A 20,577-nucleotide genomic window follows, 5' to 3' on the forward strand; every position below is an offset into this window, starting at 1 on the left:
CCGGACGGGCCCGCTGGAAGCCATACATAGGGACTCGTTTCAGATGAGTCAAACGCCGGCTGCAAGCGTTCCGGCGCTGCTGGGCCTGTTTCAGCGCCTCTGCGCTAGAATTTGAAGATGACGGAAACCACGATCACCAGCATCAGCACAGTGGGCACCTCATTCATCATTCGAAACTGCCGGCCCGTCAGCGTGTTCCGTTCTTCTTTGAAGTCGCGGTAGCGCAGCAGCAGCCAATGATGGAACCAGGTCATGGCGATGACCGACGCGCCCTTGGTCCAGGGCCAGACGTAGCTCCAGTCGACCATGCCGGGGGTCAGAACGATAAACAGCCCTGCGGCCCAGGACACATACATGGCGGGGCGCATGATGATCCTGAGGAGCTTCTCTTCCATGGTGAGGAAGATTGGAATGGCGTCCTGCACATTCTCAGCTTGCTCCACGTGATACACGAACAGACGAGGGAGATAGAAAAGACCAGCCATCCAGCTCAGCACGGCCATGATGTGCAGCGATTTGGCATATGGGTAGAGCGTGAACATCACATCGCTCAGGTCCATGGGCAGTTCTCCCCGGTCAGATCTGATCACCCTAATAAATAAATGAATATTAGAAGGATGATGTTTTTGTAGTGTGCGTGGATTCCAGTGGATAAGTGAATCCTCCCCCGCTTATCCCCAGCAAGGATAAGATTCCAGCGCGGAAGGGACAGGAGTCCTGGTTTTGCCGCCGGCGCCATGAAAATAAGGCGCGTTAAGGATGTCTTTACCTTCGCGTGCTTGGGGATAACAACGGGATGAACCGGGGAGTGCCGGCATATCCACGGATTCAAAGTTATCCTGACTCACAAAGGACGACTCAGCGGGTTGAATCCCGGGATTTGCGTCAACCCCTGGAGTCTTTACTTGAGCGTGGAAAACCATACAAAACGTCCTGAAACCGTCTGCTTCTTTCCCACGGGGTTTTCCACATGACTGCCCACATTGTGCTGGCTTCTGGTTCCGAAATCCGGGCGCATCTGCTGCGTCAGGCCGGGATCGAATTCGAAACGGATGTGCCGAGACTGGATGAGCGGGCGATCAAGGCCGCGCTGATGGCAGAGCAAGCGCCGCCGCGGGACATTGCCGATGCGCTGGCAGAAGCTAAGGCGCGCAAAATCAGTGCCAAGCATCCGGGCAGGCTGGTTTTGGGGTGCGACCAAGTCCTGGATTTCGAAGGGCAACTTCTTTCCAAGCCGGCGAGTGCAGAGGTCGCGTTGTCCCAGCTGAAAGAAATGCGCGGCAAGCGGCACATGCTGTTGTCGGCCGCCGTGATCTATCGGGATGGTGAGCCGATCTGGCGCCATGTCGGACAGGTCCGGCTGGTGATGCGCAACTGCTCTGACGCTTATCTGGAGAATTATGTCAACCGCAACTGGGACAGCATCCGCCACGCGGTGGGGGCATACAAGCTGGAGGAAGAAGGCGTGCGGCTGTTCGCTTCTATCGAGGGCAGTTACTTTAATGTCTTGGGATTGCCGCTGATGGAGCTTATCAGTTACCTGGGTTTGCAAGGGGTAATCGAGCAATGACAGAAGCAAAAATCCCGCTCGCCGGTGTGATCGGCTGTCCGGTTTCACATTCCAAATCCCCGCAGCTCCATGGCCACTGGCTGAAAACGCATGGCATCGCCGGGCATTATGTGCCGATGCATGTGGAGCCTGCGGACCTGGCAGAGGCCATCCGGGCAATGCCGAAAATGGGGTTCGTCGGGGCCAATGTCACGATTCCGCACAAAGAAGCGGTGATGGAGATAGCCGACAAGGTCACCGACCGGGCGAAACTGATCGGCGCGGCCAACACCCTGATTTTCCGGGAAGACGGCACCATCCTGGCCGATAACACAGACGGGTACGGCTTTATCACCAACCTGCATCAAGGCGCGCCGGATTGGGATCCTCAGTCCGGGCCGGCCATTGTGCTTGGGGCCGGCGGCGCCTGCCGTGCAGTAGTTGCCTCGCTGATAGAGGCCGGGGTCCCGGAGATCCTTCTGAGCAACCGCACGCGCGAGCGGGCGGAACAGTTGCAAAAGGATTTCGGCAACCGGATCAGCGTGGTGGAATGGCTCCAGGCCGGCAACGCCATCGAAGAAGGCAAGCTGATTGTGAACACAACCTCTCTGGGTATGGTGGGCAAACCGCGGCTGCGTGTGCCTCTGGACGGTTTGCGGTCCGATTCCGTCGTGACGGACCTGATATATGCACCGCTGAAAACCGGCCTGCTGGAAACGGCAGAGGAAGCCGGCTGCACTGTGGTCGACGGGCTGGGCATGCTGCTGCACCAGGCGGTTCCGGGGTTCGAACGCTGGTTCGGCCACCGCCCTGAAGTTGACGCTGCCACCCGGGCGGCGGTGCTCGGATGAGCTTCAGCCTCGGCCTTACCGGGTCCATCGGAATGGGAAAAAGCACCACCGCCCAGCTGTTTGCGGCGCAGGGTTGCGCGGTCTGGGATGCGGATGCCGCGGTTCACCGGCTGTATGGCAAAGGCGGTGCGGCCGTTCAGCCGATGTCGGAAGCATTTCCTGACGCTATTGAGGGCGGGGAAGTCAGCCGCGCCGCGCTGAAACGCATCATTGGTGCAGATCCGCAGGCTCTGACGCGGATTGAGGCCATCGTGCATCCGCTGGTCGCGCAGGACCGCGCGTCCTTCCGGGCTGACGCGAAAAGCGACGTTCTGGTCTTTGACATCCCGCTGCTGTTTGAAACAGGTGGCAACGCGGAAATGGATGCGGTGGCCTGCGTGACGGTGGACGCGGAAACCCAGCAAGAGCGGGTTCTTGCCCGCGGCACAATGACGGTTGAGCAGTTCCGGCAGATCCTGCAAAAACAGATGCCAATTGAGGAGAAGATGGCCCGCGCCGATTATGTGATCGAGACGGACACACTTGAACACGCCGAGGCGCAGGTGGCAGAAATCCTCGCAGATATCAGGAGCAAACTGACCCATGCGTGAAATCGTTCTTGATACCGAAACCACCGGGTTTGATCCGTTTTCCGGCGACCGCATCGTCGAAATCGGTGCGGTGGAGCTGTATAACCACATGCCCACCGGCAAGACGTTTCACGAATACATTAACCCGGAACGCTCGATGCCGGCGGAGGCGTTTTCGGTGCACGGTATCGGCCCCGACTTGCTGGAGCCGCCCCAAAAGCCGGAACCCGGTGCGGTGACGCTGCGGGACAAGCCGGTCTTTGCCAAGGTCGGGCAGAAGTTCCTGGATTTTGTTCAGGACTCCAGGCTGGTCATTCATAATGCCAGCTTCGACATGAAGTTCCTGAACGCGGAGCTGGATTGGATGGGCCTGCCAAAACTGCCGATGGATCAGGCGCTCGACACGCTGGCCATGGCCCGCAAGCGGTTCCCAGGCTCGCCGGCAACGCTGGATGCGCTGTGCCGCCGCTTCAACATCGACAACACCAATCGGACCTTGCACGGGGCGCTGCTCGACTCCGAGATCCTGGCAGATGTCTATCTGGAGCTGATTGGCGGGCGGCAGCCTGATTTCGGTTTGTCCGCCCAATCCTCTTCCAGTTCGGCCCAGGTCGAGGATGACTGGCGCCCTGTGCCGCGTCCAGCCTCCCTGCCCGCACGGATCACCGCGGAGGAATTGGCCGCGCATGAGGCATTTGTGGACAAGCTGGGAGATGACGCTTTGTGGAAAGCCTCCTGATCCCGCGAAGGCCCGCAAAAGAAAAACACCGCTGAATCCCAGCGGCGTTTTCCGTTTCAAAGGTCTGAAACCTTACTGCGTGGGTGCCGCTGCTGCAGCTTCGGACTGGCGGCGGGCCAGTTCGTTGCGGTAGATCGCCACAAAGTCGATGTTGTCCAGGTTCAACGGCGGGAAGCCGCCGTCGCGGGTCACATCGGACACGATGCGGCGCAGGAACGGGAAGGTCATGCGCGGGCATTCGATCAGCAGGAACGGGTGCAGCTGGTCTTCCGGCACACCGACGATGTTGAACACGCCGACATATTCCAGTTCCAGCACGAACAGGACGTTGCCGGCTTCCTTGTTCTTGGACTCGACGGTCAGCTTGGTGACAACCTCATACTGGTTCTCGGCCGAGCGCTTCTTCGCATCCAGGTTCACCTGCACGCTGACGTCGGGCTGAACCTCGCCGCCGGTGCCTTTCTGCGCCATCACGTTTTCAAACGACATGTCGCGGATGAACTGGCCCAGAATGTTCATCTGGACTTGCGGCTGCTGCTGGGCTTCGCCGTTTTCGGCCATGTAGATACTCCTGAAAATATGCTTTGGACCGTGCTTACCAGCTTGGTCCGGGTTCCTCAACGGGGACCGTCAACCCAGCCGGAGGGGCCGCCGCGCCGGTCAGACGGGGTCACATCTTCATAGTCGCCGTCGATGACGTCATCGGGCCGGCCGGCCGTTCCGGGATAGTGGCGGCCCTGCATGCTGCCGGGGCCCATCTGGAACTGCGCGACTGTGACACGGGCGCGCAGGTGGCGGTAAACCGCCAGCCGCACCGGCGGCATCAGCAGCGCAAATCCGACGGCGTCGGTAAAGAAACCCGGTGTGAGAAGCAGCGCACCGGCCACCAGGATCATGGCGCCATGGGCCAGAGGTTCTGCCGGGTCGGACAGTTGCTGGAACGAAGATCTCAGCTGTCCCATGGCCATACGCCCCTGGGTTTTCACCAGCCAAGTGCCCAGAACTGCGGTCAGAACCACAATGGCCAGGGTCGGCCACATGCCGATGGCGCCGCCAACTTGAATAAACAAAGCGATTTCAATGATGGGAACCATCAGAAAGGCCAGGAAGAGATACATCGGGGGTTTCCTTGCGATCATACACCCGGGCGGTAGACTTGCCCCCGCCCGTCACCTACATAAGACGTGACCGCTTTGGTTTCAAACAAAGCACGAACGCCTAGCATGAGGTTTCCATGGAGTCGCCTGTGATTCAGCTTTTGGTTCTGGCCGGTATCGCTGTGTTTCTGATCCTGCGCTTGAGAAGCGTTCTGGGAACACGCGAAGGCTTTGAAAAGCCGCCGCTGCCGCAATCCGAAGCCCGGGGCCGCCGCCCGGATCTGGAGGTGATCGAGGGCGGCCCGGACCGCGATATCACGGATTATGTGGCGGAAGGCAGTGAGCAGGCCCAGGCACTGGCGGCAATGAAACGGGCTGAGCCCTCCTTCCAGGTCCAGGAATTCGTGCAGGGCGCGCGCGGTGCCTATGAGATGATCCTCATGGGGTTCGAACACGGTAATCTGGACGACATTCAGCCCTTCCTGGCGGAAGATGTCTTTGACAGCTTCGTGGATGCCGTCGCGCAGCGCGAGGACAAGGGCTACAAGATCGAGGCCGACTTCATCGGCGTGCGGGAAACCACTCTGCAGGACGCGCAGTTCGACCCGCAGACCGGCCGCGCCGAAATCACCATGCGCTTCGTCGGCGAGATGACCTCAGTGGTCCGCGACCGCGGCGGCGACATTGTCGAGGGCGACCCCAAGGCGATCAAACGCCAGAAGGATACTTGGATCTTTGCCCGCAACATGGGCAGCGACGATCCCAACTGGCAGCTGGTTGCGACGGACGCATGATTGCGGCGCTTCGGGGGGCACTTGGGGCGGCTGCACTTGCAGGCGCCGCGATGACCGCCTCCGGGGCGCACTCAGAGACCGTGTCCAGCATTCTGGAATTTGAACAGCTTGATGGCTGGGCAGAAGATGACCATGCCCAGGCGCTGCAAGTGTTTCTGGGCACTTGCAGGGATCTGAAGGACCCCGACTGGGCCGCCCTGTGCAAGGCCGCCAGGTCGCAGCCGCCGGGCGGGGCGCGGGCGTTTTTTGAGCTGTTTTTCCGCCCGGTGCTGATCGAGGACGGCAACCCGGCTCTCTTCACCGGCTATTTCGAGCCGGAACTGACTGGCTCCCGCTATCCCACCAGCCGCTTCCGCTATCCGGTCTACAAGATGCCGCCAGAGGCACGCGGCGCTGATCTGTGGCTGCCGCGCCGTGAAATTCTGACCGGTGACGTGATGCAGGGCCGCGGGCTGGAAATCGCCTGGGTGGATGACCCGGTTGAGCTGTTCTTTCTGCAGATCCAGGGTTCCGGCCGGATCCGCCTTCCGGACGGCTCGACCATCCGGGTCGGCTATGGCGGCGCCAACGGCCACCCCTATAAATCCATCGGCAAGGAGCTGGTGCGCCGCGGTGTCTACAACGCCCATCAGGTCAGCGCCCAGGTCATCAAGTCCTGGGTCCGGCGCAATCCCGCGGACGGCAAGGAGCTGCTGTTTCACAATCCGTCTTATGTGTTCTTCCGCGAGGTGCGCAAAGTGGCGGCCTCCAAGGGGCCGCTTGGCGCCATGAACCGCTCGGTCACGCCGATGCGCACCATTGCCGCCGATCCCGCCTATACCCCGCTTGGCGCGCCGGTTTGGGTGGAAAAGGACGGCCATTTGCCGCTGCGCCGGCTGATGGTGGCGCAGGACACCGGATCCGCTATCAAGGGCGCTCAGCGGGCCGACATCTTTGTCGGCACCGGTAATCAGGCCGGCGAGACCGCCGGCACGATGAAAGACCCGGGCCGGATGGTGGTGCTGCTGCCGATCCAGCGGGCCTATGCGATGCTGCCGGAAGACCTTTGAATGACACGGCGAAAATTGACAGGCGATGAGATCGACCTCTGGCACAAGGTCGTAAAGCACACGGAGCGTTTGCATCCGGGCACCCATTCGTCGCCCCCTGCCCCGCCGATGCCCAAACCCAAACCGGTGAAGCAACCCGAACCGCGCCAGGACCCGTTCGAGGTCGGCAGCCGGGCCAAACCCAAGCCGGTGAAACACGACCTAAGGCCTTCGATTGCCCGCAGCCTGGCCAGTGATCCGCTGCAGATGGACGAAAAGGCCTTTCGCCGCATGAAGCGCGGCAAGCTGAAGCCGGAAGGAAAGCTGGACTTGCACGGGATGCGCATCGACACCGCGCACCCTGCTCTCACACGGTTCATCCTGTCGGCGCAGGCCTCCGGCAAACGGCTGGTGCTGATAGTAACTGGCAAGGGCAAGGACCGCGACGAGCCGGGCCCGATGCCGGTGCCGCGCGGGGTGTTGCGCCACAAGGTGCCGCAGTGGCTCTCGCTGCCGCCCTTGGCGCAGGCGGTCCTGCAGATCACCCCGGCGCACGTCAGTCACGGCGGCGCGGGCGCCTATTACGTTTATCTGCGGCGCAACCGCTGACGGCAGGGCCGTTACCTGTTGTCCGCAGGCGTCCCGGTCAACGCGACCTTGACGGCATTTTCGCGAATGACAATCTGGCCCGGCAGTATGTTCTGAAGCCGGTTTCGCGCCCGGTCGCGCGCAAACGTGTCCGCGGTTTGCCGGGCGCCGTTCAGCAGCGCCACCAGCGCCGGCGAGGAAGCCGCCACGAAATGCTGTGACTCCGCCTCGCCGGCAAAGGCGGTGGTGTCGATGATTTCCACCGGCAGGCTGCTCAGCTCTTCGATATTGTCCAGATTGCCGAGCCGCTCTTGCCCGTCCAGCCCGCGCAGGCGCTGGGACAGCGTCAGGACGTTGTCCTTGCGCGAGACAAAGATCAGGAACGGCTGCGGCACCTTGCGGAACCGCCGCATCTGGGTCTTGAACACATCAATGTCCAGATCCGGCGACATCAGCACCACGCCGCCCAGGTTCCGGGCGGTCCACCCGGGGGTCTGGATTTCAATCTGGCGCAGCGTCTCCATCGTCAGCAGCCCGCCCATGGAATGCGCGACGACCACCACCCGGCCGGCACCGGCGACACGCAGCTTGCGCAGCAGCTGCTCCAGCCCGTCGCGGGCGAACAGAACGCTGTCGCCGTCATAGGCATAGCCAAGTGGTTGTCCCTTGCTGGGCCAGGAATAGATGACCGTGGCGCCGGGAACGTTGATATCATGGGTCAGCTGGGCGGCCCGGAACGCAGTTTCGGCCTGGGTCGAGTTGAAGCCATGCACGAACACCGTGATGTCGCGTTCCTTTGGCGGAAACTTGGCCAGTTCCTGCTGCAACCGTGCCCCGAAGGCGGCGTCACTTTCGAATTTCTTCCGCCCTGCCATGGTGAACTCAGTGACGGGATCCGGGTTCCTGTAGCCGAATTTCAGGGAACCCGGAGTATGTTCCGGCGGAATTGAAACGGTCAGTTCAAGCAGGCTGTATCCCTCTGCCCGCTCCACGCCAAAGGTGCCATCGGGCAGCTGGTCGCGGTTGGTGGCGGCAAACACGGTCTTGGGGGTGCCCACGTTCAGGGCTGCGGGATAGGTGGGGGAAAAGGACCTGTCAGTGCAAGCTGTCAGTAACACCAGCATCACACCGCAAATCAGGCGCAGCCTTTGCATATCATCCCACCTCAATGAACTGGCGGCAGGCTACTGCACCTGCCGCCAATGTCCAGCGGCCGCAACCCGTGCGGGCGGGTTACAGCACGTAACGGCTGAGATCGGCTGAGCGGCCAAGCTCACCCAGGTTCTTTGTGACAAAGGCCGCGTCCACGGTTACCGCCTCACCCGAACGGTCCGGTGCGGTAAAGGACAGTTCCTCGAACACCCGCTCCATCACCGTGTACAGCCGCCGGGCGCCGATGTTTTCCACGCTCCGGTTCACCTCGGCTGCGATCTTGGCCAGGGCCGCGATCCCGTCTTTGGTGAAGGCGACCTCAACTTCTTCGGTGCCCATCAGCGCAGTGTACTGGCGGGTCAGCGCATTGTCGGTCTCGGTCAGGATGCGGACGAAGTCCTCCTCCGTCAGGGCCCGCAGGTTGACCCGGATCGGCAAGCGGCCCTGCAGTTCGGGCAGCAGGTCTGACGGCTTGGCAATGTGGAAGGCGCCGGAGGCGATGAACAGGATGTGGTCGGTTTTGACCGGCCCGTGCTTGGTGCTGACGGTGGTGCCTTCGATCAGCGGCAGCAGGTCGCGCTGCACGCCTTCGCGGCTGACATCGCCGCCCCGGGTTTCCTGGCGCGCGCAGACCTTGTCGATCTCGTCCAGGAAGACGATGCCGTTCTGTTCCACCGACTCCAGGGCGCTGCGGGTGACGGTCTCGTCATCCAGCAGCTTGTCGGCCTCCTCGCCGATCAGCACCTCATAGCTTTCGGCGACGGTCATCTTCTTGCGGGTGGTGCGGCCGCCCATCGCCTTGCCGAACAGATCGCCGAGGTTCAGCATCCCCATATTGCCGCCGGGCTGTCCGGGGATTTCGAACATGCCCATCGGGTTGGAAGTGTCGGCCACATCCAGCTCAATCACGGTATCGTCCAGCTCACCGGCCTTGAGCTTCTTACGGAACATGTCGCGGGTGGATTCGCGCGCATCACTGCCGGCGATGGCTTCCACAACCCGGTCCTCCGCCGCTTGGCGTGCGTTTGCCTTCACGTCTTCGCGCATGTACTCGCGGGTCTGGGCAATGGCGCTGTCAACCAGGTCACGGATGATCTGCTCAACATCCCGGCCGACATAGCCGACTTCGGTGAACTTTGTGGCTTCCACCTTGATGAAGGGCGCGCGTGCCAGCTTGGCCAGGCGGCGGGAAATCTCGGTCTTGCCAACCCCGGTAGGGCCGATCATCAGAATGTTCTTGGGATAGACCTCGTCGCGCAAATCATCTGCAAGCTGCTTGCGCCGCCAGCGGCTGCGCAGCGCCACGGCCACGGCGCGCTTGGCTTCCTTTTGGCCGATGATGAAACGGTCCAGTTCAGAGACGATTTCGCGGGGGGTGAGATCGGTCATGTCAGTCCTTTCCGGGCAAAACTCTTGAGAAGAAGTTTTGCTAAGAATTTCGAGGAAAATTCTTAGCCGCCGATGGTTTCGACGGTCAGGTTTCCATTGGTGTAGACACAGATATCGGCGGCGATGGCCATGGCGTCCCGCGCTACCGTTTCGGCGGACCTGTCGCTGTCCATCAGGCCGCGGGCGGCCGCCAGTGCGTAATTTCCGCCGGAGCCGATTGCCGCCACATCATGTTCCGGCTCCAGCACGTCGCCGGCGCCGGTAATCACGAACATGTCCTTGCCGTCGGTGACAATCAGCATCGCCTCCAGCTTCTGCAGGTATTTGTCGGTGCGCCAGTCCTTGGCCAGCTCGACACTGGCACGGGCCAGCTGGCCCGGGGTCGCTTCCAGCTTGGCTTCCAGCCGTTCAAGCAGAGTGAACGCGTCAGCGGTCGAGCCGGCAAAACCCGCCACCACGTCAAACCCGCCGGGCGACAGGCGGCGCACCTTGCGGGCCGTGCCCTTGATCACCGTTTGCCCCAGCGAAACCTGGCCGTCGCCGGCGATGACGACCTGGCCATTCTTTTTCACACCGATGATCGTGGTGCCGTGCCAGCCAGGAAATTTATCGTCTGCCATGTAAGTCTCCGTTTGGTTGCCCCCTATATGGAACCAACCCCCCGCCGGCACAAGAGATCGGCTAGGATCCGCGCTGATCCCAGGCTTGCGCCGGTGTTCGCTGCTATGCAGCATTTGCAGATCGGGGCTGTTTAACCGGCAATTGTGGAACCCGGAACCGCATCCTAAATGAAGCTCGCAACCGGCACAGCGTCGGCTGTTTCTCAGAAGGATATGCGCAAATGACGACCGCAAACATTCATGCGCCGCTCGGAGCAGTCACCGTTCTCCGCGTGGTCGACGCAGTGGCCAATGTGAAAACCGCCATCGTGGAATGGTATGTTGCCCGCGAAACCCGCAAGGTTCTGGCGCAGCTGACCGATGCCCAGCTGCGAGACATCGGCCTCGACCGTTCCGACATCGCCAAGTTCTGATCCCCGATGACCAGAAACCCTGAATGAGCCGCCCTGCCACGGGCGGCTTTGTTCATTCCGGGGTGCTGGTTTTGTATTTACCGGCCTGATCCGGCAGCCAGGCTTCGACCGCTGCGGTGGCCACCACATGACGGCTGCCTTCCACGGCATCCTCCACATCCAGTCCGCCCTTGACCGCCCGCACCCTGGCCCGTCCGCGCGGCAGGTCCTGTGCCACCAGTTCGCAATCCACCGCGTCCGGCTGTTGCACGCCGATGGTAACCTCCACCCGCATTTCGCTGTGGTCTACTCCCAGCTTGGAAAACAGCGTGATGGAGGAGTGATGCAGCGCGTCCTGCACCGCACGGCGGGCGGCTTTGGTATAGTCTTGGCCGTAAAGGTCGTTGCCGGTGCCCATTTCCAGGATGATGCGCTTTTCGCTCATTCTGCGGCCTCCATGTCAAAGGACACAACCACCGCTGCATTGGCGATCACCGTGCGTCCGCCCTGGGGCTTGTCTATGTCGAGCCCGCCTTTCACCACCGTGATGCTGGGCCGGCCGTAGGGGAAGATCTCCAGAAGCGCGTCCTTGTCCACCGCTTCCGGTTCCTGCACACCGATCTCGGCATCGATGATCATGTCTTCTTTTGAGAAATCAAACAGTTCCGCCATGTTGACGGAGTTGTGCCACAGCGCGTCCCTGATCGCGCGGCGGGCGGCTTCAGTGTAATCCTCGCGCCTGAGAGATGTGCCCATGCCGAATTCCACCAGGACCCGTGTCTTGGCCATGCTGCCTCCTGTATCTGCCTTGTGTGCGACCCTTGCAGGGCAGCCGGGCAAAGGAAAGAGCCAGTTTGGCGATTGCCGCAGCGCCAGAGCTTGCCAAAAAAAGAGCTGTCCCCGCCGGGACAGCTCTTTGAAATGCGGCAGCTGGTTCAGGCTCAGATCGACTCTTCGATCCAGCTCTGCAGCGCGGCCTTGGGGGCGGCGCCTGCGCGGTTCGAGATCACTTGGCCGTCCTTGAAGATGAACAGCGCCGGGATACCGCGCACGCCCATGGCAGCGGCGGCGTTCGGGTTGCTGTCCACGTCGACCTTGGCAATTTTCACCTTGCCGTCGAATTCCACGGCCAGCTCTTCCAGAGCCGGACCAATCTGCTTACAGGGACCGCACCACTCAGCCCAGAAATCCACCACAACGGGGATGTCGGAGTTCTTGACTTCGGCGTCAAAAGTGGCGTCGGTGACGGCAACGGTGGACATATGAATGTCTCCATGAGTGTGTGGCAACTGGAGTCGGAACCTAGGTACGGCTTAACCGATCGTCAAGGTTCCAACTGCCGCTTCAATGCCGCAGTCACAAGGTCGTGCGGCAGCGGCATCAGGGTTGCGGTGCGGGTCCAGAGCAGTGCGGTTTCGATAGTGCGGCCCGGATAGATCAGGGCCAGCGCATGGGCATAGGCCCCCATCTGCCGCAGCAGGCCTTCGGGGCATTGTTCAGGCGTTGCGGGCACGGTGGCGTTCGATTTGAAATCCACCGCGAGGACCGTTTCCGGTGTGATGATCAGCCGGTCGATGACGCCATGCAGGCGGGCGCCGTTCAGGTCAGCGGTGACAGGAACCTCGGCCAGTGTATCCGGGTGAAACACATCTGCCAGAGCGGCATTCCGCAGTACTGCGGAGGCCTCGGCCAGCAGTTCCGCACAGTCGCCTGCCCCTTGCAGCAGGTTTTGCGCCAGCTGCGGCCAGTCTGCGCCAGCCCGTCCCGGCAGATGCTCCAGAAGCAGGTGCAGCCGGCTGCCGCGGGCCTTTGCTGCCTCCTCATCAAGCCCCTGATCGCCCGGCAGCGCTTTGGCTCCGCCCAGGTCGGACGGGCTGAGCGCTGGCGCCGGCGCTGCATAGGCTCTGGCGGAGCGGGTGAAGACCTCCGGCAGATCATGTTTCACAACTTCCTGTGCTTCGGGCACGACCAGCGGCGGGCCGTCCCAATCGCCATGCTGCAGCCGCAGGCCGGTGCCGCCTTCCGCGTCGAATTCCACCGCGCCGCCGTCGCGCATCGCACGCTCGGTCAGCCGGTACCAGCTGTCGCCCTGCTCACCCACCTCGCCGGCAGCAGCGACGATCAGCCACTTCTCCGCCCGGGTCAGGGCCACATACAACAGCCTCAGCCGTTCGTTCTGCAGCTTCTCCTGCGCGGCTTCGCGGGCCGCCAGCATGGCGGGCGGCATCTGGTCCTTGGGCAGTTTCCAGACCGGGGTGCCGTCGGCCAGCATGATCTCTGCATCCCGCGGTGCCTGCCGTTTGGCAGTGTCCGGCAGAATCACGATCGGCGCTTCCAGCCCCTTGGAGCCATGCACCGACATCACCCGGATCATGTTGCCGGCCGCGCCCATCTGGCGTTTGATCTCCAGATCATCGGTCTGCATCCAGACCAGAAAGCCGGTGAGGCTGGGGACATCGGTGCGCTCATAGGCCAGCGCCTGCGACAGCAGCGCGTTGATGCCGTCCTCAGCCTCCGGTCCCAGCCGGCCCAGCAGTTTTTGCCGGCCGCCATGACGAGTCAGAATGCGTTCGATCAGGTCATAAGGGCGCAGGAAGTCGGCGTTGGCGCGCAGGTCGTTCAGCACGGCCATGGTTTCGGGGAACTCCCCTGCCCGGTCGCGCAATGCCGGCCACAGGTACATCGCCTCCCGCCGGTGCGCGAGGTCGAACAGCGCCTGCTCCGTCCAGCCAAAGAGGGGCGATTTCAGCGCCTCCGCGAGCGACAGAGAATCTTCGGGCAAAGCAAGGAACCGCAGCAGCGCCGCGATATCCTTGACGGCCAGTTCTGCGCCCACTTTCAGCCGGTCGGCGCCGGCGATGGGCAGTTCGGCCTTCTTGCAGGCACGGATGATCTCCGAGAACAGATCGGACCGGCGCTGCACCAGGATCAGGAAGTCGCCGGCCTGCACCGGGCGGCGCTTAAAGGTGCCCCGTTCCGGGCCGTCCTCGGGGATGGTGACGCCGGTGCCGATCATCCGTTTGATCGAACGCGCAATGCGCTCCGCCAGGATCACAGTGTGGTGGCGGCTGCTGGGGCGGTCCACCGGGCTGGTCCAGTCGGGGTCCTCGTCATCCTCGACCTTGCCGACAACCGGCCACAGATCCACCCGGCCCGGCAGGTCGGATTTAAACGCTTGGTGCAGCGCGTCCTTGCGGAATCCTGCCCGCGGGCTGTCGCGAAACACCAGATCCACCAGTTTCAGGATCGCGGCGGAGGAGCGGAAGGAAAAGTCGAGCGAAGCATCCTGCAGCCCTGCTCCGGTTTCCGCCAGCCGGTTGCCGAACTCCTGCTGCATCCGGTCGAATGCGTCCGGGTCGGCGCCCTGAAAAGAATAGATCGACTGCTTCTTGTCGCCGACCACAAAGATCGTGCGCTCCACGTCGGAACGCGCGCCTTCGCCGGCGGTGAATTCCTGCGCCAGCTTTTCGATCACGTCCCATTGCACCGGGCTGGTGTCCTGCGCCTCGTCCACCAGGATGTGGTCGATGCCGCCATCCAGGCGGTAGAGCACCCAAGCGGCAACGCCCGGATCGTTCAGCAGCTGGCGCGCCTTCAGGATCAGGTCGTCGAAGTCGAGCCAGCCGCGCAGCTGCTTGCGGCGCTCGTATTCCGGCAGGAAGGCGGCGGCAAAACGGTGCAGGTCGTGACTCTTGCGCGCTGCCGTCAGCGCCAGGCGTTTTGCCCGCGCATCCTCGACCCGCCGCATCAGCGGTTCCAGCTGATCCATCAGGGACAGGTGGGATTCGCGCAGTTTCTTGGTCGGGAACTTGTCAATTTTGGCTGTGAAAGGCTCCTTGGCGCTGGCGCCAGTCAGAAACACGCTTTCAAGTGTCCCCAGGTCGGCAAGCGCGGGTTTGGTGATGCCAGCCAGCTTGGCCGCGGCTTTCTGGTCGGTCGAACCGCCCTGCCCCAGCATCTCGCGGGTTCGCTGCAGCAGTTCTTCCTCGCCGCCCAGAAACACCAGCGCTTCCAGTGCAGTCTCGTCAAATCCTTCGGGGAGCCCGAACAGCTCCAGAAGCTGGGCCCAGTCCAGTGGGTCGCCGAAATCAGCGCGGCGCTGGCAGATGGCAGAGGTGAGCGTCTCAAAATCACTGTCGCTGACTTGCCGTGCCAGGGCATCGAGCTGAGGCGCTTGCGGGCCCTGGGCAAAATCCTCCATGATCTCCGCCCGCAGCAGCTGGCCTGCGCGGTCGTCCATCTCGGCAAACTGGGGGCTGACGCGGGCCTCCAGAGGGAACCGGCGCAGCAGCGAGGAACAGAAGGAATGGATGGTTTGAATCTTCAACCCGCCCGGTGTCTCGATCGCGCGGGCGAACAGGGTGCGCGCCTGTGCCAAATCCTCAGCCGTGGTGCTGACTTCTCCCAGTTCGGTCAGCGCGGCGGTCAGCGCCGCATCCCCAAGCATCGCCCATTCCCCCAGCCGTTTGAACAGCCGGTTTTGCATCTCGCTGGCGGCGGCCTTGGTGTAGGTGAGGCACAGGATGTGCTGCGGCTGCACGCCCTTCAGCAACAGCCGTGCCACCCGGTCGGTCAGCACTTTGGTCTTGCCAGAGCCTGCATTGGCGGCCAGCCAGGTAGAAGCATCAGGGCGCGCAGCCCGGAACTGCGCCTCAGAGGCGGCATCGCGGATGGTCATGCCAGATCCTCCGGCTGCGGGGTGGCGCTGCGGTCCCATTCGCCGTAGCGCGCCAAGTGGTCGTAATCGCCGGCGATGTCGTCCCGGTGCACCATGCGCCGGCTCGAATAGCCTTGGTCAGGCTCAAAATAGGCCGCGATAAGCGTGCGCAGCTCATCCCAGACCTTGGCTGGCGGCTCCGCCTCCAGCGGCGCCCGCACTTCGCTCAGCTTGCTGCCCAATCCTATGAACAGGGCGCGTGCGACCTCCGCAGGGCCGAGGTCCTCGAAAGCGCCCTCTTCGGCCATAGCCGCCTCGATCAGCAGCTGTTTTTCGAATTTCTTCTGCTGCGCTTCGCTGGGCGGCGTGCCCGTCTTGTAGTCATAGAGGTGCAGAAATCCGCGGTCGTCCATGTCAATCCGGTCGGCGCGGCAGGCGATGGTGAAATCGAGCGGATCCAGCCGGGCGCTGCCCTTGGCCTCAAAGGCGACCGGTTTGGCGCGAGCCTGGCGCTCCTGCTCGGCCAGGACAAAGTCGCCGGCAATCTTGCGGATGCGGCTGTGCCACAGGATGCGGGCGACGGGCCAAGGCACGTGTGTCTCCAGCAGCTCCCGGGTCTTGCCGACAAGATGACCGGCGGTCAGCAGTGAGGGGTCGGCCTGCGTTTCCTTGATGAAATGCTCAAATACTTCATGCACAACGATTCCGCGCAGAAGGGCGTCGGGTTCCTGCACCAGCGGGTTCAGCGGTTTCAGGCGCAGCACATGTTTGGCGTAGATCGCGTAAGGATCGCGGATCAGCCGCGGGATTTCGGTGATTGTCAGCCGCCGCGGGCGGGCCGCCACCGGCGGGCACGGGGCCGGGCGGGGGTATTGCGGAATCGGCGTGGGTTCTTCCAGCGCTTCCGCCCAGCCCAGCCACTGGCGGCCTTTGGCGCGCATGGAGTCCAGTGCCGCGCGGCCGCCCTGTTCCGGGAGGCCCGACAGCAGGTTGGTCAGCCGGTTCAGCCAACGGGAGGGCACGGTGTCGGCTTCCTCTGACCGTTCGGCGCGGGTCAGCCAGACCTCGGGCGCGGCGATGGCCTGCTGGAAGTCATGCGCCGACAGGCCGATGCGCCGTTCGGGCAGCAGAAGGCCGGCCTGGTTGCGCAGCTGCCGGTTCAGCCAGGGGTCGGGGCTGGCGGCCTCGGGCCAGCTGCCTTCGTTCAGGCCGCCAAGAATCACCAGATCGGCGCCCTGCACACGCGCTTCCAGCGTGCCCCAGATCATGATCGAGCCATAAGGCGCATCGCGGTCGCGCACCTCACCCTGGCTCAGCAGCGCGCCCAGCAGGTCGGTGAAGTCGCGGGCGGTCATGCCGCCGCCATACGGCGCCTCGGTCTCCAGGTTTTCGATGCAGGCGAGGGCGGCCTGGCCGGCTTTTTTGTCCCACAGGGTTCCTGATCCATCGGCTTGGCTGCCAGCGGCGATGCGTTCGGCCAAATCGCGCAGGCGGTTCACCCACTCGGTCAGGGGAAGCGTGCCAACAACCTCTTGATCCGCGAAACAGTATGACAGCCAACCGGTCCATCCCGGCGTCAGCTCGCGGCCCTTTTCAAATGCGGCAAAGGCTGCGGCATCCGGGAAAGGCGGGCCGTTGCGGCGCAGGGACAGTTCCAGCTCGCGCGTCTGGCGCAGATGGTTGCCGCGGTCCGCGCCGTCATGGGTGAGCGGGTGTTTCAGCAAAGTCAGCAGGCTGTCGCAGGCCAGCGGCTTGCAGAACAGCCCCGCCACATGGCGCAGGAAGCGGCCCGGCGGCGACAGCTGCAAGGGCTGGCCGGCGGAGTCATCGGGCAGAATGTCCCAGCGGTCCAGCGCCGCGGAGACCTGGCGGGTCAGCATCCGGTCCGGGGTGATCAGCGCCGCGGTCTGCCCGTCTTCGGCCGCCTGGCGCAGGCGCAATGCAATGGCGAGCGCCTCGGCACGGGGGCTGGGCGCCTCGACCAGGGTGAGGTTTTCGGTGGCCTCGCTCAACCCGGTCAGCAGGGGGCCTTCGCTCATCCAGGCATCTGTGACCGGAGCGGGGCGCAAGGCCAGCGAAACCAGCCGGTTGCGTTCGGGCGAGGTCGGCAGCGTTCCCGTCCAGGGCTGCACGTCGCCGGGTGACAGCTCCAGATCTTTCATCAGCTTGTGGAAACGGTACTGCGGGTGATCTTCTGAGATCATCGGATCATCCAGCCCGGCCCAGACATGATCCGGCTGGTCAAAGTCGAAGCCCGGCAGCACCACGGCCCCTTGCGGCAGCCGCGCGATGGCCTGCATCAGCATCAGCGTTGTGCCGCGCGATCCGGTGGAGCCGGCCAGGATCACCGGATGCTGCGGGGGCTTGTCCTGCCACTGTTCAATCAGATTCAGGACTACCTGCCGCTGCCGGGCCTGTGCATCCATTGCGCCCTCATGCAGGCCGGTGAAGTCGTCGGCGATGCCGATAAAGGCCTGCGCGCGGGCCCAATGGCCCGACATGTCTGAGACATCCAGCGCGCGGATCGTATCGGTGCTGACGCCTTCGCCCTGCATCTCATCGATCAGCGCCGCCAGGCTGTCGGAGAGGTCATAAAGCGAGGCGCGCGAGGCGAGATCGGGTTGTGCGTCCAGAAGTTTCGCGATCAGCTGCGACAGTTCCAGCCGGCGCCGCAGCGGGGGCAGGGCGGGCGGCAGGCCGTCCAGCGTGGCGCGCTGGGCCAAGTCGGCCAGCAGCATCATTCGCGGCAGCAGCATGGCCGGGCCGGCATCAAACAGGCCACGCACCCGGCGCGCCATACGGGAGGTGTTGACGATCAATTCAGCCCGCGCCAGCGCCTCCGGCGGCAGGCCCTGGCTTCGGCTGCGCAAGCCCTCAACCAGCGCACGCGGGAAATCGGCGCCGCAGGGCACGGCAAACAGGCGTGGTTTGGCGGATGGTTTAAACATCATCAGCGGTTATCAGGTCCTCGGCCAGTGTGATCCCTTCGGGATGGCCCACATCGCACCAGCGGCCGGGATATTCCAGCGCAAACAGCCGGCCTGCCGCGGCCATCTGATTCCAGAGTATGTTGAGCGAGAAAACCTTGTCCTCAACCTGGTGAAGCCTTTCCGTTTTCAGAATCTGCACTCCGCCATAGACCAGATCACCGCCGCGGCTGATGCGCCCCTCGGCATCCGTCGAGAAATCGCCGCCGCCGGTGCGGCCGACGGCCCTGTCCAGCGGCACGCAGACCAAGAGCGCATCCATGCGATCCGGGTCCCAGGCCTCCTGCGCCAGATGCAGCGGGTTGGGGCCTTTCCAGATGGCGTCGGTGTTCATCGTGAAAACCGGGCCGTCCCCCAGCAGCGGCAGCGCATGGCGCAACCCGCCGCCGGTGTCGAGAATATCCGGGTTTTCAAGGCTAAGAAGCACATTTTCAGGCTCTAAATAGGCCTTTAGCGGCTCTGGCTTGTAATGCAGGTTGGCGGCGATCCGCGCCGGATGGATGGCTTGCGCCAGCTCCAGCGCATGGGCGATCAGCGGCCGGCCCGCCACCTCGATCATCGGTTTGGGCTTGTCGCGGGTCAGCTCCCGCATCCGGGTGCCAAAACCCGCGGCAAACAGCATGACGGCATCGGGCGAGCGCTGCATCAGGGCCTCAGCTTGTCCAGGTTCTCCGGTGTGGGCGCCGGCAGGTTCTCGCGCAGCAAATCTCCGACCCGGGCCAAAGCCGGGTGCTCCAGCCCGTGGATAAAATGATCCCAGACCCGCGGGATAAGGTCTACGTAGTGCGGTTTTCCGTAGTCCGTGCTGAGACGGGCGAAGACACCGAGAATACGCATATTCCGCTGCACACCAAGCACGGTATAGGCAGTTCTGAATCCAGTTTCATCCACACCGGCCGCTGCGATATAGCGGTCGATCATCTGCATTTCGATGCCGGCGGGCACGTCCCGGCGGGCATCTTGCAGCAGCGACACCAGATCATAGGCCGGATGGCCGGCGCGGGCGTCCTGAAAATCCAGAAGGCCGACACGGCCAACGCCCTTGCGGTCCGGCAGCCACAGAAGGTTTTCGGCGTGATAGTCGCGCTGTACCAGAACCGGATCGCCTTTCACGGTGGCGCGCAGGATGTCTTCGAACAGATCCTCGAACCGGGCCTGCAGATCCGGATCCTGGCTGCCGGTGATGCCAGCGCGGTATTTCGACAGCGCCAGCGCGGACATTTCCGCCATCATCCGCGGGCCGTAAGGTTCCAGATCCGGCATTGGTGCCTGGTGCAGTGTCACCAGCGCATCCGTCGCCGCCTCATACAGCTGCTTTTCCAAGGCCGGTTCGCGCCGGATAACCCGGGCATAAAGATCGTCGCCCAGATCCTCCAGCAGCAGGAAGCCGTTCTTGGCATCCCGTTCCAGAATCTCCGGCGCGCTAAGGCCCTGCTTCCGCAGATATTCGGCAACACGGATGAACGGACGGATGTCTTCGCCCTTTTCCGGCGGCGCGTCCATCAGCACCACTGTTTCGCCATCTGGACCTGTCAGCCGCTCATAGCGGCGGTTGGAGGCGTCGCCGGCGAGCGGGCCGCGCTGCCAGCCGGCATAAGGTGTTGCGGACAGGAAAGAGTCGCAAAGTTGATTGCGGTCGGTCATGCGCTGATGCGCTCCATCAGGGGCTGCCATTTCTCATCGCTCCAGCGGAGCGTCAGATGGCGGCGGTCTTCGTGTTCGGGGTCCAGCGCCAGCGTCAGATGCAGGGCGTGGGCAGGCGTCAGCTCAGCCAGCCGGTCGGGCCATTCCACCAGGCAGATCGCGGAGTCAAACGCCTCGGTCAGGCCCAGCTCCTCCAGTTCGTCCAGTGAGGACAACCGGTAGAGATCGGTGTGCCACAGCTCGCCGGCGGGCACGTCATAGGTCTGCACCAGCGTGAAGGTGGGGGAGGGCACGTCTTCGGGCACCTCCATCAGCGATTGGATCAGGTGGCGGGCGAAATGGGTCTTGCCGGCGCCGATCACCCCCTCCAGCAGCAGGCAATCGCCGGGGCGCAGGGCCCCGGCGATTTGTGCGGCCAAGCGGGCCGTATCTTCCGGTGAGTTCAGCGTGCAGGCCGCGGTATGCGTGGTCATGGCGGTACAATGCCGCCGCCGCCGGCCTGCTGCAAGCCGGTTTCCCGG

At 63.2% G+C, this 20,577-nt stretch carries 22 protein-coding genes; 8 read left to right on the plus strand and 14 right to left on the minus strand.

All coding sequences use genetic code 11. The features are described 5' to 3' along the window. Window positions 1–104: 104 nt before the first annotated feature. The gene (locus tag R2C4_RS18110) at window positions 105–560 is read right to left on the minus strand and encodes a CopD family protein (protein ID WP_141891670.1); all 456 of its coding nucleotides are present in this window, start codon (window positions 558–560) and stop codon (window positions 105–107) included. Between the two features lie 410 nt (window positions 561–970). Here R2C4_RS18110 and R2C4_RS18115 point away from each other — a divergent pair, with 410 nt between their 5' ends. From R2C4_RS18115 to dnaQ, 4 genes are read left to right on the plus strand one after another with little or no spacing between them, the layout of a single operon-like run. Beyond that, window positions 971–1,570: a Maf family protein gene (locus tag R2C4_RS18115; protein WP_141891671.1), complete on the plus strand. Its 600-nt coding sequence runs from the start codon at window positions 971–973 to the stop codon at window positions 1,568–1,570. Beyond that, on the plus strand, window positions 1,567–2,400 hold the full coding sequence (locus R2C4_RS18120) for a shikimate dehydrogenase (protein ID WP_141891672.1): 834 nt from the start codon (window positions 1,567–1,569) through the stop codon (window positions 2,398–2,400). The genes R2C4_RS18115 and R2C4_RS18120 overlap by 4 nt, the downstream gene beginning before the upstream one ends. Continuing rightward, window positions 2,397–2,990, plus strand: a complete 594-nt coding sequence (gene coaE / locus R2C4_RS18125) for a dephospho-CoA kinase (protein WP_141891673.1) — start codon at window positions 2,397–2,399, stop codon at window positions 2,988–2,990. The genes R2C4_RS18120 and coaE overlap by 4 nt, the downstream gene beginning before the upstream one ends. Beyond that, the gene (gene dnaQ / locus R2C4_RS18130; protein WP_141891674.1) at window positions 2,983–3,708 is read left to right on the plus strand and encodes a DNA polymerase III subunit epsilon; all 726 of its coding nucleotides are present in this window, start codon (window positions 2,983–2,985) and stop codon (window positions 3,706–3,708) included. The genes coaE and dnaQ overlap by 8 nt, the downstream gene beginning before the upstream one ends. Window positions 3,709–3,780: 72 nt before the next feature. On the opposite strand, the gene secB is transcribed toward dnaQ, so the two are convergent. Together secB and R2C4_RS18140 are read right to left on the minus strand one after the other, a co-directional pair. Next, complete coding sequence (secB, locus tag R2C4_RS18135; protein ID WP_058287379.1) at window positions 3,781–4,269, minus strand: protein-export chaperone SecB; 489 nt, start codon at window positions 4,267–4,269, stop codon at window positions 3,781–3,783. A 56-nt stretch (window positions 4,270–4,325) separates the two neighbouring features. Then, window positions 4,326–4,826: an FxsA family protein gene (locus R2C4_RS18140; RefSeq protein ID WP_058287380.1), complete on the minus strand. Its 501-nt coding sequence runs from the start codon at window positions 4,824–4,826 to the stop codon at window positions 4,326–4,328. 116 nt (window positions 4,827–4,942) lie between these two features. On the opposite strand from R2C4_RS18140, the gene R2C4_RS18145 reads away from it, so the two are divergent. The 3 genes from R2C4_RS18145 to R2C4_RS18155 are packed head-to-tail and all read left to right on the plus strand — an operon-like array spanning window position 4,943 to window position 7,236. Then, complete coding sequence (locus R2C4_RS18145; RefSeq protein WP_058287381.1) at window positions 4,943–5,599, plus strand: Tim44/TimA family putative adaptor protein; 657 nt, start codon at window positions 4,943–4,945, stop codon at window positions 5,597–5,599. Then, the gene (gene mltA / locus R2C4_RS18150; RefSeq protein ID WP_141891675.1) at window positions 5,596–6,648 is read left to right on the plus strand and encodes a murein transglycosylase A; all 1,053 of its coding nucleotides are present in this window, start codon (window positions 5,596–5,598) and stop codon (window positions 6,646–6,648) included. The genes R2C4_RS18145 and mltA overlap by 4 nt, the downstream gene beginning before the upstream one ends. Next, window positions 6,649–7,236 (plus strand): Smr/MutS family protein, encoded by a 588-nt coding sequence (locus R2C4_RS18155; RefSeq protein ID WP_141891676.1) that lies wholly within the window; start codon window positions 6,649–6,651, stop codon window positions 7,234–7,236. It abuts the gene before it with no gap. An 11-nt stretch (window positions 7,237–7,247) separates the two neighbouring features. Here the strand turns inward: R2C4_RS18155 and R2C4_RS18160 are convergent, their stop codons facing one another. From R2C4_RS18160 to hslV, 3 genes are all read right to left on the minus strand, one after another. After that, window positions 7,248–8,369, minus strand: coding sequence for an alpha/beta hydrolase (locus tag R2C4_RS18160; RefSeq protein WP_141891677.1), 1,122 nt, complete (start codon window positions 8,367–8,369; stop codon window positions 7,248–7,250). 79 nt (window positions 8,370–8,448) lie between these two features. Then, window positions 8,449–9,756: an ATP-dependent protease ATPase subunit HslU gene (gene hslU / locus R2C4_RS18165; protein ID WP_058287385.1), complete on the minus strand. Its 1,308-nt coding sequence runs from the start codon at window positions 9,754–9,756 to the stop codon at window positions 8,449–8,451. Between the two features lie 62 nt (window positions 9,757–9,818). Then, window positions 9,819–10,376: an ATP-dependent protease subunit HslV gene (gene hslV / locus R2C4_RS18170; protein ID WP_008554606.1), complete on the minus strand. Its 558-nt coding sequence runs from the start codon at window positions 10,374–10,376 to the stop codon at window positions 9,819–9,821. 221 nt (window positions 10,377–10,597) lie between these two features. On the opposite strand from hslV, the gene R2C4_RS18175 reads away from it, so the two are divergent. Next, window positions 10,598–10,789, plus strand: a complete 192-nt coding sequence (locus R2C4_RS18175) for a DUF1127 domain-containing protein (RefSeq protein WP_008555919.1) — start codon at window positions 10,598–10,600, stop codon at window positions 10,787–10,789. A gap of 52 nt (window positions 10,790–10,841) precedes the next feature. On the opposite strand, the gene R2C4_RS18180 is transcribed toward R2C4_RS18175, so the two are convergent. The 8 genes from R2C4_RS18180 to tsaE all read right to left on the minus strand — a co-directional run bounded on the left by R2C4_RS18180 (window position 10,842) and on the right by tsaE (window position 20,529). Then, window positions 10,842–11,213, minus strand: a complete 372-nt coding sequence (locus R2C4_RS18180) for a Lin0512 family protein (protein ID WP_141891678.1) — start codon at window positions 11,211–11,213, stop codon at window positions 10,842–10,844. Next, window positions 11,210–11,557 (minus strand): Lin0512 family protein, encoded by a 348-nt coding sequence (locus R2C4_RS18185; RefSeq protein WP_058287387.1) that lies wholly within the window; start codon window positions 11,555–11,557, stop codon window positions 11,210–11,212. Before R2C4_RS18185 ends, R2C4_RS18180 begins: the two co-directional genes overlap by 4 nt. 152 nt (window positions 11,558–11,709) lie before the next feature. Further along, window positions 11,710–12,030 carry a thioredoxin gene (trxA, locus tag R2C4_RS18190; protein WP_008557909.1) on the minus strand — a complete coding sequence of 107 codons (321 nt, stop codon included), beginning with the start codon at window positions 12,028–12,030 and terminating at the stop codon, window positions 11,710–11,712. A 62-nt stretch (window positions 12,031–12,092) separates the two neighbouring features. After that, window positions 12,093–15,446, minus strand: coding sequence for a double-strand break repair helicase AddA (addA, locus tag R2C4_RS18195; protein ID WP_141891679.1), 3,354 nt, complete (start codon window positions 15,444–15,446; stop codon window positions 12,093–12,095). Next, window positions 15,443–18,376, minus strand: coding sequence for a double-strand break repair protein AddB (gene addB / locus R2C4_RS18200; protein ID WP_208764504.1), 2,934 nt, complete (start codon window positions 18,374–18,376; stop codon window positions 15,443–15,445). Before addB ends, addA begins: the two co-directional genes overlap by 4 nt. Then, entirely contained in the window at window positions 18,366–19,058 is a 693-nt protein-coding gene (locus tag R2C4_RS18205; RefSeq protein ID WP_167510272.1) for a nucleotidyltransferase family protein, read from the minus strand. Before R2C4_RS18205 ends, addB begins: the two co-directional genes overlap by 11 nt. Further along, window positions 19,058–20,056 (minus strand): aminoglycoside phosphotransferase family protein, encoded by a 999-nt coding sequence (locus R2C4_RS18210; protein ID WP_141891680.1) that lies wholly within the window; start codon window positions 20,054–20,056, stop codon window positions 19,058–19,060. Before R2C4_RS18210 ends, R2C4_RS18205 begins: the two co-directional genes overlap by 1 nt. Next, complete coding sequence (gene tsaE, locus R2C4_RS18215) at window positions 20,053–20,529, minus strand: tRNA (adenosine(37)-N6)-threonylcarbamoyltransferase complex ATPase subunit type 1 TsaE (protein ID WP_039949602.1); 477 nt, start codon at window positions 20,527–20,529, stop codon at window positions 20,053–20,055. Before tsaE ends, R2C4_RS18210 begins: the two co-directional genes overlap by 4 nt. Between the last annotated feature and the right edge of the window lie 48 nt (window positions 20,530–20,577).

This window comes from Leisingera aquaemixtae (assembly GCF_006740765.1).
Taxonomy (GTDB): domain Bacteria; phylum Pseudomonadota; class Alphaproteobacteria; order Rhodobacterales; family Rhodobacteraceae; genus Leisingera; species Leisingera aquaemixtae.

What these genes read in the sequence shown, in the direction of transcription:
- hslU (WP_058287385.1), bottom strand. Translation starts at nt 9,756, where the DNA reads ATGACCGATCTCACCCCCCGCGAAATCGTCTCTGAACTGGACCGTTTC.
- R2C4_RS18180 (WP_141891678.1), bottom strand. Translation starts at nt 11,213, where the DNA reads ATGAGCGAAAAGCGCATCATCCTGGAAATGGGCACCGGCAACGACCTT.
- R2C4_RS18120 (WP_141891672.1), top strand. Translation starts at nt 1,567, where the DNA reads ATGACAGAAGCAAAAATCCCGCTCGCCGGTGTGATCGGCTGTCCGGTT.
- R2C4_RS18185 (WP_058287387.1), bottom strand. Translation starts at nt 11,557, where the DNA reads ATGGCCAAGACACGGGTCCTGGTGGAATTCGGCATGGGCACATCTCTC.
- R2C4_RS18205 (WP_167510272.1), bottom strand. Translation starts at nt 19,058, where the DNA reads ATGCAGCGCTCGCCCGATGCCGTCATGCTGTTTGCCGCGGGTTTTGGC.
- addB (WP_208764504.1), bottom strand. Translation starts at nt 18,376, where the DNA reads ATGATGTTTAAACCATCCGCCAAACCACGCCTGTTTGCCGTGCCCTGC.
- R2C4_RS18110 (WP_141891670.1), bottom strand. Translation starts at nt 560, where the DNA reads ATGGACCTGAGCGATGTGATGTTCACGCTCTACCCATATGCCAAATCG.
- mltA (WP_141891675.1), top strand. Translation starts at nt 5,596, where the DNA reads ATGATTGCGGCGCTTCGGGGGGCACTTGGGGCGGCTGCACTTGCAGGC.
- coaE (WP_141891673.1), top strand. Translation starts at nt 2,397, where the DNA reads ATGAGCTTCAGCCTCGGCCTTACCGGGTCCATCGGAATGGGAAAAAGC.
- R2C4_RS18115 (WP_141891671.1), top strand. Translation starts at nt 971, where the DNA reads ATGACTGCCCACATTGTGCTGGCTTCTGGTTCCGAAATCCGGGCGCAT.
- tsaE (WP_039949602.1), bottom strand. Translation starts at nt 20,529, where the DNA reads ATGACCACGCATACCGCGGCCTGCACGCTGAACTCACCGGAAGATACG.
- hslV (WP_008554606.1), bottom strand. Translation starts at nt 10,376, where the DNA reads ATGGCAGACGATAAATTTCCTGGCTGGCACGGCACCACGATCATCGGT.
- R2C4_RS18210 (WP_141891680.1), bottom strand. Translation starts at nt 20,056, where the DNA reads ATGACCGACCGCAATCAACTTTGCGACTCTTTCCTGTCCGCAACACCT.
- addA (WP_141891679.1), bottom strand. Translation starts at nt 15,446, where the DNA reads ATGACCATCCGCGATGCCGCCTCTGAGGCGCAGTTCCGGGCTGCGCGC.
- R2C4_RS18145 (WP_058287381.1), top strand. Translation starts at nt 4,943, where the DNA reads ATGGAGTCGCCTGTGATTCAGCTTTTGGTTCTGGCCGGTATCGCTGTG.
- secB (WP_058287379.1), bottom strand. Translation starts at nt 4,269, where the DNA reads ATGGCCGAAAACGGCGAAGCCCAGCAGCAGCCGCAAGTCCAGATGAAC.
- trxA (WP_008557909.1), bottom strand. Translation starts at nt 12,030, where the DNA reads ATGTCCACCGTTGCCGTCACCGACGCCACTTTTGACGCCGAAGTCAAG.
- R2C4_RS18140 (WP_058287380.1), bottom strand. Translation starts at nt 4,826, where the DNA reads ATGTATCTCTTCCTGGCCTTTCTGATGGTTCCCATCATTGAAATCGCT.
- R2C4_RS18160 (WP_141891677.1), bottom strand. Translation starts at nt 8,369, where the DNA reads ATGCAAAGGCTGCGCCTGATTTGCGGTGTGATGCTGGTGTTACTGACA.
- dnaQ (WP_141891674.1), top strand. Translation starts at nt 2,983, where the DNA reads ATGCGTGAAATCGTTCTTGATACCGAAACCACCGGGTTTGATCCGTTT.
- R2C4_RS18175 (WP_008555919.1), top strand. Translation starts at nt 10,598, where the DNA reads ATGACGACCGCAAACATTCATGCGCCGCTCGGAGCAGTCACCGTTCTC.
- R2C4_RS18155 (WP_141891676.1), top strand. Translation starts at nt 6,649, where the DNA reads ATGACACGGCGAAAATTGACAGGCGATGAGATCGACCTCTGGCACAAG.